Consider the following 13,533-nt stretch of genomic DNA (forward strand, 5'->3'; position numbering starts at 1 on the left):
CAGGGCAGTAACAATAGATATTTATATTGATTAGGGGGAGACATATGAAGTCCAAGAAAATTGTATTGCTGATGGTTGTGTTTCTGTTTGCACTTGCTTCCACGTTGGCTGGCTGTGGCAGCAACAACACGAAGGAGAATAGTAATGGGAATACGCCGTCCGAGACCCAATCGGCTAGTCCAACGGAATCCGGCGACCAGACCGGGGATAAGCTGGACCCGGTGAAGCTCAAGGTATACCTGATCGGTGGTCCACAGCGTGACCTGCCAAAGGTTCAAGAGGAAATGAATAAATACCTGACGGACAAAATCAACGCAACCGTCGACATCACAATGATTGACTGGGGCGACTACTCGAAACGGTTGCCGGTTATCACTGCTTCCGGGGAGAATTACGATATCGCGTTTACCTCATCCTGGGCTTTTGACTACCTGCCGAACGCGACTCGGGGTGCATTTTTGCCAATCAATGATTTGCTGGAAAAATACGGTCAGGACATCATAAAAGAGCTCGACCCGCGTTTCCTGACTGGATCGCAGGTGAATGGAAAAAATTATGCTGTGCCGGTGAACAAGGAGCTGGCTTCGCAATGGGTATGGCGTTTTAACAAACAGTATGCCGACAAGTACAAGATGGATATTACAAAAATCCGCACCCTAGAGGATCTCGAACCTTATTTGAAACAAATCAAGGAAGGCGAGCCGGCTGACATTACACCACTGGCCGTACCGAAAGGCTTCAAGCCTTATATGCCGTTCGACTTCCTCCTGGGCGATGAGTTCCCGGTTGGTATGAATATGAATTCAACGGATGGCAAATACGTCAATATCCTTGAATCCGACGAACTAAAAAGCTCGCTCAAAACCATTCGCAAATACTATCAAGCCGGATATCTGCGCAAAGATGTTGCAACTCTGGAAGGCATTGATAACATCAAGACAGGCAAATGGTTTGCTGACCGCGAGCAAACGCAGCCTTATGCAGAATTGGGCTGGTCGAGAAGTGCGGGCTATGACATTGTGACCTCACCGATGCAGGATCCGGTTATCTTTACAGGCTCTGCAACCGGTTCTATGCACGCAATCTCGGCGAATTCCAAAAACCCGGAGCGTGCGATGATGTTCTTGAACCTGCTCAATACGGACAAATATTTGCGCAATCTGATCAACTACGGTATCGAAGGCACGCATTATAAGAAGATCTCTGAAGACGTTATTGAAGATCTGCCGGCCATGAAAGACGGGTACCAGATGCCGGGATTTGCACTAGGCAATCTTTTCCTGACCTACAGCCACAAGGAAGACCCTGCGGATAAATGGGAAGCGTTCAAGGAGTTCAACAATTCCGCCAAGGTTGCTCCAAGCTTCGGCTTCAACTTCAACCCTGATCCAGTAAAGACCGAAGTAGCGTCCATCTCGGCGATCGTAAAAGAATTCTATCCACCTATCATGACAGGTGCAGTCGACCCGGATGAACATCTGCCGAAGGCAATCTCCAAGATGAAAGCTGCCGGGCTGGACAAAGTCATAGCAGAAGCACAGAAGCAATACGACGAGTGGAAAGCAGCCAATAAATAAAGCTGGCATTATCTACTATTAACAACACAGATTGATCAATTGGAGGAGGATGGCATGAAAAAGATAGGTGCAGGTTTTATCTTCTTAGTTATGATGTGCGCTGCATTATCCACTTCTGCGTTTGCAAAACAGCCTTATTCATCCTATTGGTTTCCAGAGCAATTGCTTCAGTGGAGTCCGGCATCCGACCCGGATGCAGCATTCAACCGCAGTACAGTCCCGCTGCAGGACCGCTTTGTGGGAGCAGGAGTCAACTCGCATGCGACTAAAGCGCCGAAGGTTATGGCTTTATCGGCACTCAATTCGGGAACAAGTGGAGTACCCTCACAGGGCTCGGACAAATTCGGGGCAAACACGTTTACCTATTGGCAATATGTTGACAAACTAGTCTATTGGGGCGGCTCGGCCGGCGAAGGGATCATCGTGCCTCCAAGCGCCGATACGATCGACGCAGCTCATAAGAATGGCGTGCCGATCATTGGAACGGTGTTCTTCCCGCCAACTGTGTATGGCGGGAAATATGAATGGGTGAAGCAGATGCTTCAGCAGAACAGCGACGGCTCCTTTCCTGCCGCTGACAAGCTGATCCAGGTTGCGAAGTATTACGGATTTGACGGCTGGTTCATTAACCAGGAGACTGAGGGTGGTACGCCGGCTGACGCACAGCAAATGAAAGCTTTCCTGAGTTATCTTGAATCGCACAAGTCTACATCTATGCACATCGTATGGTACGATTCCATGACCAAAGAAGGCAGTATCAGTTGGCAGAATGCACTAAATGACAAAAATGTGATGTTCCTGCAGGACAATGGGAAGCAAATAACAGACAGCATGTTCCTGAACTTCTGGTGGAAGGATCTTAAAAGCTCGGCAGAGAAGGCCACAAGCTTGGGCAGAAGTCCGTTTGACCTATATGCAGGCATTGATGTTGAAGCCAAGGGTTACGATACGAAGGTGAACTGGAAGCTGCTGCTCCCGGAAGGAGAGCCTGCAGTCACTTCTCTGGGTATTTACCGCCCGGACTGGGCTTTTAACAGCGCAGAGAGTATGGAGGATTTCTTCATCCGCGAGAACAAATTCTGGGTGGGACCAAACGGAAATCCGGGCAATACCGCGAGCAGCCAAGCCTGGAAAGGAATCGCGAACGATGTGGTCGAAGCATCCCCTGTAAATGAGCTGCCCTTCATCACCAGCTTCAATACTGGAAGCGGACAGAAATATTATGTTCGAGGGAAGCAGGTGCGCGATAAGGGATGGAACAACCGGAGCCTGCAGGATATCCTGCCGACATGGCGCTGGATCGCAGACAGCAAAGGAACACCGCTTACACCGGTACTCGATTGGTCCGATGCGTATTACGGCGGCAGTTCGCTGAAGGTATCAGGAGTGCTGAGCCATGACAATGCGACACATCTGAAGCTCTACAAGACAGATCTGAAGATCGAAGCAAGTACGAAGCTGGCGGTTACTTACAAAACGCAGAGCAAGCCGAGCCTGAAGGTTGGCCTTGCTTTCGCAGACCATCCCGACCAATTTGTCTTCCTTAACGTGAAGGATAAGACATCACCAGGCTGGACTACAGAAACATTGAATTTGACCCCTTATAAAGGGAAACGGATCATGGCGTTGTCACTGTATTTTGACTCCAAGGATACGATAAGTGATTATGCCATACAAATTGGCCAGCTCTCCATCCAAAATGCCAACGACCCGATTCAACAGCTCCCGGCGGTTCGAGAGTTTAAAGCCACTCAGTCCGATTTCCGCAATGGAATCTATGGAGATGCCAGATTGCAGTGGAAACCGCTTGATCAGCAGGTGAAGCAGTACGAAATCTATCGTGTACTGCCGGATGGCAATGAGGTGCTAATGGGTGCAACGCCAAATCATGTGTTTTATGTCCCTGAGATGAGAAGAATAGATAAAGAAGCGGTCACGGTATTGAAGGTCGTTGCGGTCAATGGAAGATACGAGCAAGGTCAGGCCACCAGCGTGAAGATCAGCTGGCCGGCCTATCCGAAGCCGGCTGCGGAGTTCAAAGCCGATCGGACGCTGGTGGCTCCAGGTGAGAGCGTAAACTTCACCGACCTGTCGACCGAAGTGACAGAAGGATGGTCATGGACCTTCGAAAGCGGAAGTCCTGCTATCAGCACCTCGAAGAACCCGGTGGTAACGTTCAATCAGGAAGGCGTGTATAGCGTGACACTGACTGCAACCAACAGCTCGGGCCAAGACACAGTGACGAAAAAGGCGCTCATCACCGTAAGCAAGGAAGCCGGTGCGGTGAAGAATCTGGCACTTGGCAAAACTGCAACAGCCGATCATGCCTGCGGGGAAAAGGAAGGAGCGCCTAATGCCGTAGACGGTAAAGTGTCGGACAACAGCAAATGGTGCGCACTTGGCAATCTGCCTCACTGGCTTCAAGTCGATCTGGGCGCCGAGCATCCTATCAGCACCTTTGTCATCAAGCATGCTGAGAGCGGAGGAGAGTGGTCCGGGTTTAATACCAGCGATTATACCATTCAGGTGAGCAGCGACGGTACGAACTGGGCCGATGCCGTCAAGGTCCAAGGAAACACGGCAGCCGAGACGACTGATGCGATTGCGCTAGTTAAAGCCCGCTATGTAAAATTAATCATTACTAAGCCCTCGCAGGGTGCCGATACAGCCGCGCGAATCTATGAGTTTGAAGTTAAGGGACTGTAATATTACACTTAAAATATCATCTTTATAATGAAGCAAATAAACCGCACGCCCTTCATAAGGCGTACGGTTTATTTGCTTTGTCTATTGGATCAATTCATTCCGAAGAGAAGCGGCGTCAAAAAGAAATCTTCCGGCCAACACTGGCCGGGGCTATATTACCAGCGTCAGCATCTTGTACGAATTCTTGCGCCGTATTCCCGCCGGCCCGGGACAAGATGGTTACCAGCTCTTTATATCGTTTTTCTGTGGCATACTGCAGCGGCGATTTTTGATAAACATCTTGTTGATTGGGATTCGCGCCTAATTTTAGCAAGAGTGAAGCGATCGTTGGATTGTTTTCGCCAATAGCGTAATGAAGCGGGGTTCTCCCCATATAATCGCCCTGATTTATATCCATACCTTCCTGCACAAGAAGAGTGATCATCGCCAGGCGTTCCTGCTCCGCATATGTATCCAAGGAAGTGATGTCTTCCAACATAATATCGTTGTATGTTATGGCAAGACTGATCAAGTTCCGCCCCGTGCCATCTTGATAAGTTTTCTCAGCTCCATGTCTGATCAGCAGATGATAGACCGCATTTTTCGGGTACCATTTTAGGAGTTCTTCCATGAGATTCCCGAGTTCTGCGGGACGTCCGTTTGCTTTTAAAATAGTGATATATGTATCCAGAATCCCAACTTTCCCCGTATTGACAGCCTGCATGATGGGAGAAGGAATCCATACCTTTTGAGAGTAAGGATCTCCCCCCGCTTCCACGATTTTGCGTACCAAAGCCGGATCTGCATCGTTCCGGTTGCAGGCATACAGTGCAATGTCCAGAGAGCGAACGTTGGATTTAGGCAAAATCAGCTCGATGAGCTTCTCATTGCGGTTGATGATCGAGTAACTTAAGGCTGTTTCATTTTCCGAGTCTTCCGCATTGACATCGGCGCCCGCGCTGATTAGATATTCGACAAGAGCCGATTTGTTTTCGGAGGCGGCCACCAAGAGGGCGGTTTTTTTGTTGCGGTGTTTTGTTTCCAGATCATAGCCCTGCTGCACGAAGGTGGCTACAGTTTCGACTTTTGCCTGCTTGACTGCCTCAAGAAAGGCCCGCTTCTCATCCTTTGAGAATTCCCGCTTCGTGATGATGCCTTGTGGAGCTGTAGCTGGCGAAGACACGGACTGGACTGTTGCCGGGTTAGGCTCGTATTTGATGCCCAGATAATGAAGCATTAGCACAAGAAAAGCTTCACCTTGAGCTGCGCTACAATTGAGGTGACCCGTAAATTCTTCGACGAGTTGCTCGAACTCGCTTTGGGTTAAATTACTGTTTTGACGGACAAAAATTCTCTGAAACGTTTCGCTTCGGGTAATTCGTAGTAAGTCCCCGGCCGCTTGACGGTTAAAATCTTCAATCGTGAGTATCGCCATGATGCCCTCCTTAAAAATAAGCTTGCTTGGATAAATAATGGCTATATAGAATGAATTTAATAACTACACAAAAGGGCAAAAGTAGCGGAGGGGAATTTTGGAACTGTAGGAGCGATAGCGACCGCCTTTGTCCCCGGATTTCCACCGCAAATAGCGGGTTAAATCAAGAAATCCGGGGACAACAGCGGCCGGAAGTCCAAATATTCACCGTAGTTACGTCCTCGCCCAAATGGGGAAATCTTAAATTCAATCTATATAGAAAGCCCAGCTGAATGTATAATTATTATAGCTTTACTACGAATATTAGGAAATACACAAGTGAAAGGATAGACTTCAATGTTTGATATCACCAGTTACCTGCAAGCCGGTTACCCGACATTATGGATTCGTACATGGGAGGAAGCGCGGGCGTTAACGCAATTGGCCAAAGTAGCCCGAGATCAGTCCCTTAAACTGAAAGTGTGGTCAATTACCGAAGGCTGGATAAGCAAAGATACGGGGAAACGGCTGGAAGTAACAGACCCTGTAGAAGCGCTTAATGCGGTGAGGGACGGCGAGGATTCGAGTCTCTACGTGTTTCTCAGCTTTCATTTCTATCTGGGGAGTCCCGAAGTGCTGCAAAAGATTAAGGATCTTATCCCGATCGCCAAAAGCCGCGGCCGCCATCTTGTGTTTCTCTCCTGCCGCGTAGACCTTCCCCCAGAAATTGAAAAAGAAATTACACTAATCGATATTCCTCTACCCAAAATAGATGAATTATCCTCAGTACTGGACAGTGTTCTAGAATCTGTTCCTCAATCTATTCAGATAGATGATCGCAAGGCACTGTTGGAAAATGCACTGGGCCTCACTTGCGCGGAGGCGGAAAATGTTTTCGCTCTGTCACTTGTCCGCTACAAAAGCTTTTCGACCGACGCAATTCGTAACGTCCAGCTTGAAAAATCAAATGTCATACGAAAGTCGGGGCTGCTCGAGTTCATACCGGCAGAGCTTACAACGGAAGAAATCGGCGGTCTGGATTTGCTCAAGTCATGGCTGTCTGAGAGAAAACGGGCTTTTTCCGAAGAAGCTCAAGCCTTCGGTTTGCCAAACCCAAAAGGAGTTCTGGTTGTAGGCGTGCCCGGCAGCGGTAAATCTCTTTCAGCCAAAGCTATTTCGAGCGCTTGGAACTTGCCACTGCTGCGCTTCGATATCGGGAAGGTATTCGGAAGCCTTGTAGGGCAGTCCGAGGAGCAGATGAGGCGGGCGCTGAATTTGGCCGAGACGATATCGCCTTGCATTTTATGGATCGATGAACTGGAGAAGGGGATGGCCGGACTGCAGACATCGGGCTCCTCAGATTCCGGTGTAACGGCGCGTGTACTTGGAACCTTCCTCACATGGATGCAAGAAAAGTCGCGGCCCGTTTTTGTATTCGCTACGGCGAATAACGTGAACGCCCTGCCCCCTGAAATGTTGCGGAAAGGGCGGTTCGATGAACTGTTTTATGTAGATCTGCCCAACGAGCTAGAGCGAAAGGATATTCTTCGCATTCATCTGAAAAAACGCAGGCGGAATCCGGACGTTTTCGATCTGGGACAGCTTGCCCGGGAAAGCGACGGTTTTGGTGGAGCCGAGATTGAGCAGGCAATCGTGTCCGGGCTCTATCGAGCTTTCAGTGAACATCGCGATTTGCAGACGGGTGACATCTTGGAAGCATATCGGGCAACCAAACCACTCTCGCAAATCATGAAGTCGCATGTCGAGCGTATCCGGGAATGGGGCATGGCGAATGCGCGTCCCGCCTCATCCAGCATGATAGAGATAAACGGCGACGATAATAAAAGACGCTTATTTATTTAAGCGGAGTTAGGAGGAACTGGTGTCACATTTCACAACTTTGCAGACAACCATTAAAAATATCGAGGCGGTCCGTATGGCGTGCCGGGAACTCGGATTAGAACTTGTGCAAGAAGGCCAGGCGCGGGGCTATGGGGGACGAACGATTAACGGAGATTATGTCATCAAATGCAAAGGACCGTATGACGTTGTTTTGAATAAGCAGCAGGACGGCCACTACGGGATTATCACCGACTGGTATCGGGGACATGTGGCCAAAGAAATCGGTGAGGGTGGAGGCCGCCTTCTGCAAACATACGGTGTAGTTCTAGCCACTATGGAGGCCCGCAAATTGGGTTATTCGGTAACCCGTCAATCCATGCCCGACGGGTCGGTGAAAGTGGTGTTAACTCAAGCAGTATCAGGCGGAGGAGGGGAGCTGTGAAATGAAGCAGATTGTCATAACGGTCGGACCCGACGGTTCCGTTTCGATCGAGGCTCAGAACTATAAGGGTACTGAATGCGACGCCGCGACCCGGCCATTCGAGCTTGCATTAGGACAGATAACGAAAAAACAGCGAAAGCCGGAATTTTATTCTGCGAAGCATGGAACTATGAACAAGTACGAAAAACTTTTATGAATAGTAGATCACCATTTAATGAATCTGTTCAGGACGCCGAAATTCAGCTCCTGCTTCATACTAGTGTCACTCCTTACTCCCTGGTGAACGGCCCGGGGTTGCGTTCGGTCATACATTTGCAGGGTTGTACCCTCGCTTGCATTGGGTGTTTTAATCCGGCTTCTCACCAACCAGGAATCGGTATCAAAATGAGCATTGATGAGCTCTGCAAGAGTATTCCAAACGACGTGGAAGGCATAACCGTAAGCGGCGGGGAGCCTTTTCAACAACAGGATGGCTTGCTGCTACTGCTCAAGAAGCTACGTCAACATGGATATTCCATCATCGTGTTCAGCGGGTATACCCAAGAGGAAATTTCCAAGTTACCGAAAGGGAATAGTATTATGGAGTATATCGATGTGCTGATCGACGGCCGCTATGAGGCAGACCAGTCAGCTGATATTGGTCTGCGAGGGAGTAATAATCAGGTAATCCACCTTTTGACGGACCGTTATCGGATGGAGGATCTGCAGGTTCGCCGGACAGAGCTAACTTTCCTGCAAGATGGCACAGCTACGTTGACAGGGTTTCCAAGCGGGGCCTTACGAAAGATTTTTAGTCAAATAAGATAAGACGAATAATGGACTAAACCAAATAAATAGCTAAGAGCCGCGCTCCGCGCGGTTTTCTTAATTTAAAGGGACCAGGTATTTCAGTCAAGGAGGCTTAACAATATGACATTCCATACCCCTGACCGTATAAAGATCCCGCCAGGGTTCTGGGCTGGTTTGCGAGAGTTAGGAATTGCCGCTCACGATGTTGTTCGTCAAGCGCGGCTGCCGCTCACGATTATCAACGGACCTGCAGGAGTCACGGTCGCCCAATATTTTGCGGTCTGGCAGGCATACTCTGATCTCGTCGGCGATATCTCCCAAGGAATCATCAAGCTTTCTACTGCGTTTGATACAGCGCATTATCCGCCGTCCGTCATGGCGACATACCATGCTCGCGACTATCGCGATGCGCTTAACCGCATGGCCCGGTACAAGCAGTTGTGTCCTCCTGAGAGCTTACAGATTACCGAGGAAGGCGAAAGCTGCAGGATCGAACTGGATTGGCAGCGTACTGAGCAATCCGGTCCGGCGATGCTGGTCGGGATTACATTTGCCACACTTCTGGAGCTCGGGCGCCGGGGCAGCGAACAGCCTTTAACTGCAAAGCTCGTCGAATTCTCACAGCCAATGGGCGATGTAAAGTCGCTTGAAACTTACTTCGGCTGCCCGATACGGACCGGCACGGAATGCAACCGGTTGACGCTGCGTCGAAGAGATCTGGACTGCCCTTTTGTTTCGTACAACGAAGAGTTGTTGGAGATTCTGACTCCTGCTCTGGATCGTACGCTGGATGAACGGCAATACGGCCGCTCCATGACCGAAACAGTCAAATGGATCATGAAACGCAGCCTCACAGGAGGGCGGCCCGACATTCAGACTGTCGCCAGGGAACTGGGTATGAGCGATCGCACCTTGCAGCGTCGCCTTACGGACGAAGGTACGAGCTTCAAGCAGCTGTTAATGCAAGCTAGACATGAGCAGGCGCTAGAGTATTTGGCTGACCCCTCGCTAGAGATTAAAGAAGTAGCCTTCCTTATCGGATATGAGGATCAGAACTCATTCTACCGTGCCTTTCGCTCATGGCAAGGCGATACTCCATCCCATTGGCGTGCCGAACATATAGGTCCTAACATTCCGACAACCATAACATTGGCGCGTTAAGCAAGAACAATGGCGTAAAAGGCTAGTTACCGGTCGACCCAGACAAGGTAATATAATCCCTATCTCGAACATCTAGAGAAAAAGGAGACAGATAACATGGATATGGGACTAGCCAATAAAACCGCACTTGTGACAGGATCGACGAAAGGGATAGGAAGGGCTATTGCCATCGAACTGGCCCGAGAAGGAGTTAATGTACTAATAAACGGGCGGAACGATGAAGAGGTAGAACGAACAGTTCAGGAAATCAAGGCACAATTCCCGGCCACCTCTCCTCAGAATGCGACAGCTGATATCGTGAATATTAAGCAAAGGGAAGCTTTATTCAAGAAGTACCCCAGCGTGGATATTTTAGTAAACAATATGGGCATTTATGAAATCATGACATATGAGGATATTGACGATGAAGTGTGGGAGAAATACTTCCGTACGAATGTTCTCGCCGCAAACGGATGTTCTAAATTTTATCTTACTCAGATGTTAAAAAACGATTATGGCCGCATTATCTTTATTGCGAGCGAAGAAGCCATCATGCCTTCCGGTCAAATGCCTCAGTATTGCATGACCAAATCGATGTTATTATCCTTGTCCAAAAGTTTATCTAAACTAACGATAGGAACGGAAGTTACCATCAACACGATTATGCCGGGACCCACGCTCTCCGAGAATGTCCATCAAATCATTGATAGCATTTACCCTAATGAAGAAATTAGTTTTGCGGAAAAAGAGAAAAAATTCATGGCGACAAACCTGCCTCAATCTGAAATCCAACGGTTTATCAGGCCGCAAGAGATAGGCAGACTAGCTGCATTTGTATGCAGTCCAGATGCCTCCGCATTTAAGGGTTCTCCAATCCGAATGGATGGGGGAATGGTGCCGACGATTTTTTAACCTTAATTATGATTGCCAGACGCTTGAGCTTCCTCTTATTTTATATATCGTGAATTGAAGGCCCTACCCACACCGCTGCATGTAACAGTAGAGGAAAATAATCCCTTTTGTCGAATGTATGTATGATGAGAGAGCTTGAATTATTTTCTGGGGAGAAGTGGACAGACATGATTAAACGTAAGAGGATTGTTCTTATTGTGGCCGTATTGACATCTATAATGCTAACCGGGGCAACTAGAATCGCTCCAAATCTTGAACAAGCACCCGAATTAAAAATTAGAGTCCAAAAAATCGATTACCCTAAACCCTTGGAACCGTTGACAATCTTTTGGGCAAAAGATAATGAGGGGCTGTATAAGACGATTTTCGGTCCGGGCAAGACGAAGACTACTATGGTCATGACCGGTATTTACAGCAATATCTTGTATGAAGATTACGAGACATTATATTTTCTGAAACATGGGGTTAACCAGACAAGCGATATCTACAAGCTAGAAGTGTCCTCCAAAAGATTGACGCGCCTGACCAGCTTAGGGGGAATCGATCAATTTTCCCTCAAGAACAAGAGCATCTATTATGTCACCAATAGCATGACTATCGAACCTGGCGTGTACCGGATGGCGCTGGATGGAAAGTCGAAGGTCAGAGTTAGTTCAACCCTATTGGATGCGCAGGATAAAAGGTATCGGTATTACATTGGCTCAGGAATACAAACTGATGGATTGGACGTCTATTTTCCGCTTTTGCGACAGCCCTTGCCGTCTACTGGCGAGAAGTATATCGTGCAGAAAGACGATGAAATCGAATATAACTGGAAGACCGCGAAGAACAATGAGGAGCAACTCTCTACTTATTTTTTCTATATGACAGATTACATGGGTGATACAGATTCCGATTCGTTCGTTTTTGTAGAGCATGATGAGGAGGCAGACACGACTTACCTTCATCTGTTTAAAAAAGGTAATCAAATTGTTCGTAAAATAATCGGTTGGGAACTTGAGCCTTTGGACATCTTGCACGGATGGGCGTATTTCACCGCAAAGGCTGAAAACTTGGAAGCGGGAGGGACTTTCGCCATTCGGCTGGACGGTTCAGGACTGCGTCAAATCGGTAACAATGAATTTTTACTATCCGACTACTTAGGAAGCATTAAGCGGAATCTTGTGTTCCAGAACCGTAACGACGGCACATTTACGATTATGAAGGAATTATGATTTCATTAGAAGTCGCCATATTGGCGACTTTTTTTGTAGTAACGATATAAGCCGAAAGTGACAAAATGCTAATATCCCAACCTTTCTTCCTGTGATATGATTATTTAAATATATTTATTAGTAGGGGATGGTGCAAATGTTAGATCAGCGAGTGTACGTCCGGTTCCCGGAGGAAGCGGACGCCGAACAATTGACAGGAATGTTCAAGCGCAATCGGGAGTTTTTTGAGAAGTTTTCACCAACCAACCCGGATGAGTTCTATACGGAGGAGCAGCAGCTCCAAATGATTAAGAAGAGTAATGCCGATAGAGCAGAGGACCGGAAATATGATTTCATAGTATGCCACATGGCGGACGACCGGATTATTGGTAACGTAGGGTTGTCCTTTGTGGTGCGGGGTCCGCTTCAGTGCTGCATGATCGGATACTGTCTGGACCAGGATTATAACGGCAAGGGCTATATGACGGAGGCTGTGAAGCAGGTGGTGCGCTATGCCTTCGAGGAGCTGAAGTTTCACCGGATCACAGGGGAAGCCTCTCCCCGAAATCCCGGATCCATGCGCGTGCTTGAGAATGCCGGGTTCCACAAAGAAGGCATCGCTCAAAGCAATGTAAAGATCAATGGGGTCTGGGAGGATCATCAGGTTCTGGCCATTATCAATCCCTCCGAGCGCAGCTAGACATTACGCAGCTAACTTGAACAATTATGTAATCAACCTTGATTGGCTTTGTGCCTTTCGAGGTTTTTTTCAACAATCCATTATAAATAAAAAAATTATCGTATCATATCTTCGTCACTTCCTTCCGAAAGTAAATAGAAAGACTTTATTCAAAGTGTGATACATTTGTTTGACTATTATAAACAACAAAGAGCTTATTTGACATCAGAAGGAGCTGGCTAATTTATGGATCAAATCATTGTATTCAAACTCGGAAATGAAGACTTTGGACTCGATATCAATACTATCGGGGAAATCCAAGATTCTAAAAAATCCACACCACTTCTATTTGCCGAACCTTGGCATGAAGGATTCGCAACTATTTACGGAGAACTCTACACTGTCATTAACCTGAGAATAAAACTGAATATTTCTCGTCAGGAACGCCGTGAACAAGACAAGTTCATCATCTTGCATACACATAAATTAGCTTTTGTTGTTGATTCTGTTGAAGACATTGCCTCCGCTGCTGATTCTGTCGTTCATGAACCACCTGATAATCCCAATAAGCAAGTGATCGAGTGCAGGTATGAATCCAACAATCGTATGATTTCGGTCTTAAATGTCCAAGCACTCATTGATTCAACACTTCTTAAGGCAAGTGAGTAACGATATTCATACAATTTTCTGCTGAAGTAAGGGGAAGATCAATTTAAGTAGACTATTTATTTCATTTTGGACGTCCTAAGCAGTTAAGGGACGTCTTTTCTTCGTAAACGGGGCGTCCAACCACGCTGGCTTCAAAACCTGTTGCCGATCAATTTATAGGAACCCAGCATATAACTGGGTCTCGCGCCTAA

Annotated in this window: 12 protein-coding genes; 11 read left to right on the plus strand and 1 reads right to left on the minus strand. The window is 47.7% G+C overall.

The genetic code is table 11. The features are described 5' to 3' along the window. Positions 1–44 precede the first annotated feature (44 nt). The gene (locus H70357_RS17530) at positions 45–1,577 is read left to right on the plus strand and encodes an ABC transporter substrate-binding protein (protein ID WP_038592091.1); all 1,533 of its coding nucleotides are present in this window, start codon (positions 45–47) and stop codon (positions 1,575–1,577) included. Positions 1,578–1,631: 54 nt separating this feature from the next. Next, positions 1,632–4,283, plus strand: a complete 2,652-nt coding sequence (locus tag H70357_RS17535) for an endo-beta-N-acetylglucosaminidase (protein WP_038592093.1) — start codon at positions 1,632–1,634, stop codon at positions 4,281–4,283. A gap of 115 nt (positions 4,284–4,398) precedes the next feature. On the opposite strand, the gene H70357_RS17540 is transcribed toward H70357_RS17535, so the two are convergent. Beyond that, positions 4,399–5,697, minus strand: coding sequence for an ankyrin repeat domain-containing protein (locus H70357_RS17540; protein ID WP_038592095.1), 1,299 nt, complete (start codon positions 5,695–5,697; stop codon positions 4,399–4,401). Positions 5,698–6,033: 336 nt separating this feature from the next. Between H70357_RS17540 and H70357_RS17545 the strand changes: the two genes are divergently transcribed. The 9 genes from H70357_RS17545 to H70357_RS17585 all read left to right on the plus strand — a co-directional run bounded on the left by H70357_RS17545 (position 6,034) and on the right by H70357_RS17585 (position 13,342). Further along, the gene (locus H70357_RS17545) at positions 6,034–7,539 is read left to right on the plus strand and encodes an AAA family ATPase (RefSeq protein WP_038592097.1); all 1,506 of its coding nucleotides are present in this window, start codon (positions 6,034–6,036) and stop codon (positions 7,537–7,539) included. A gap of 19 nt (positions 7,540–7,558) precedes the next feature. Next, on the plus strand, positions 7,559–7,960 hold the full coding sequence (locus H70357_RS17550; protein ID WP_038592103.1) for a DUF1257 domain-containing protein: 402 nt from the start codon (positions 7,559–7,561) through the stop codon (positions 7,958–7,960). Position 7,961: 1 nt separating this feature from the next. After that, on the plus strand, positions 7,962–8,156 hold the full coding sequence (locus tag H70357_RS17555) for a DUF2997 domain-containing protein (RefSeq protein WP_038592106.1): 195 nt from the start codon (positions 7,962–7,964) through the stop codon (positions 8,154–8,156). Further along, a complete protein-coding gene (locus tag H70357_RS17560; RefSeq protein WP_197073595.1) occupies positions 8,153–8,767 on the plus strand; it encodes a 4Fe-4S single cluster domain-containing protein in 615 nt (204 codons plus the stop codon). Before H70357_RS17555 ends, H70357_RS17560 begins: the two co-directional genes overlap by 4 nt. Positions 8,768–8,869: 102 nt before the next feature. Further along, the gene (locus H70357_RS17565) at positions 8,870–9,910 is read left to right on the plus strand and encodes an AraC family transcriptional regulator (protein ID WP_038592109.1); all 1,041 of its coding nucleotides are present in this window, start codon (positions 8,870–8,872) and stop codon (positions 9,908–9,910) included. A 96-nt stretch (positions 9,911–10,006) separates the two neighbouring features. Then, positions 10,007–10,801 (plus strand): SDR family NAD(P)-dependent oxidoreductase, encoded by a 795-nt coding sequence (locus tag H70357_RS17570; RefSeq protein WP_038592122.1) that lies wholly within the window; start codon positions 10,007–10,009, stop codon positions 10,799–10,801. Between the two features lie 167 nt (positions 10,802–10,968). Further along, positions 10,969–12,015, plus strand: coding sequence for a hypothetical protein (locus H70357_RS17575; protein ID WP_156130879.1), 1,047 nt, complete (start codon positions 10,969–10,971; stop codon positions 12,013–12,015). 136 nt (positions 12,016–12,151) lie between these two features. After that, positions 12,152–12,694 (plus strand): GNAT family N-acetyltransferase, encoded by a 543-nt coding sequence (locus H70357_RS17580; RefSeq protein WP_052092089.1) that lies wholly within the window; start codon positions 12,152–12,154, stop codon positions 12,692–12,694. Between the two features lie 225 nt (positions 12,695–12,919). After that, entirely contained in the window at positions 12,920–13,342 is a 423-nt protein-coding gene (locus tag H70357_RS17585; RefSeq protein ID WP_038592128.1) for a chemotaxis protein CheW, read from the plus strand. Positions 13,343–13,533: the final 191 nt, after the last annotated feature.

This window comes from Paenibacillus sp. FSL H7-0357 (genome assembly GCF_000758525.1).
GTDB lineage: Bacteria > Bacillota > Bacilli > Paenibacillales > Paenibacillaceae > Paenibacillus_AQ.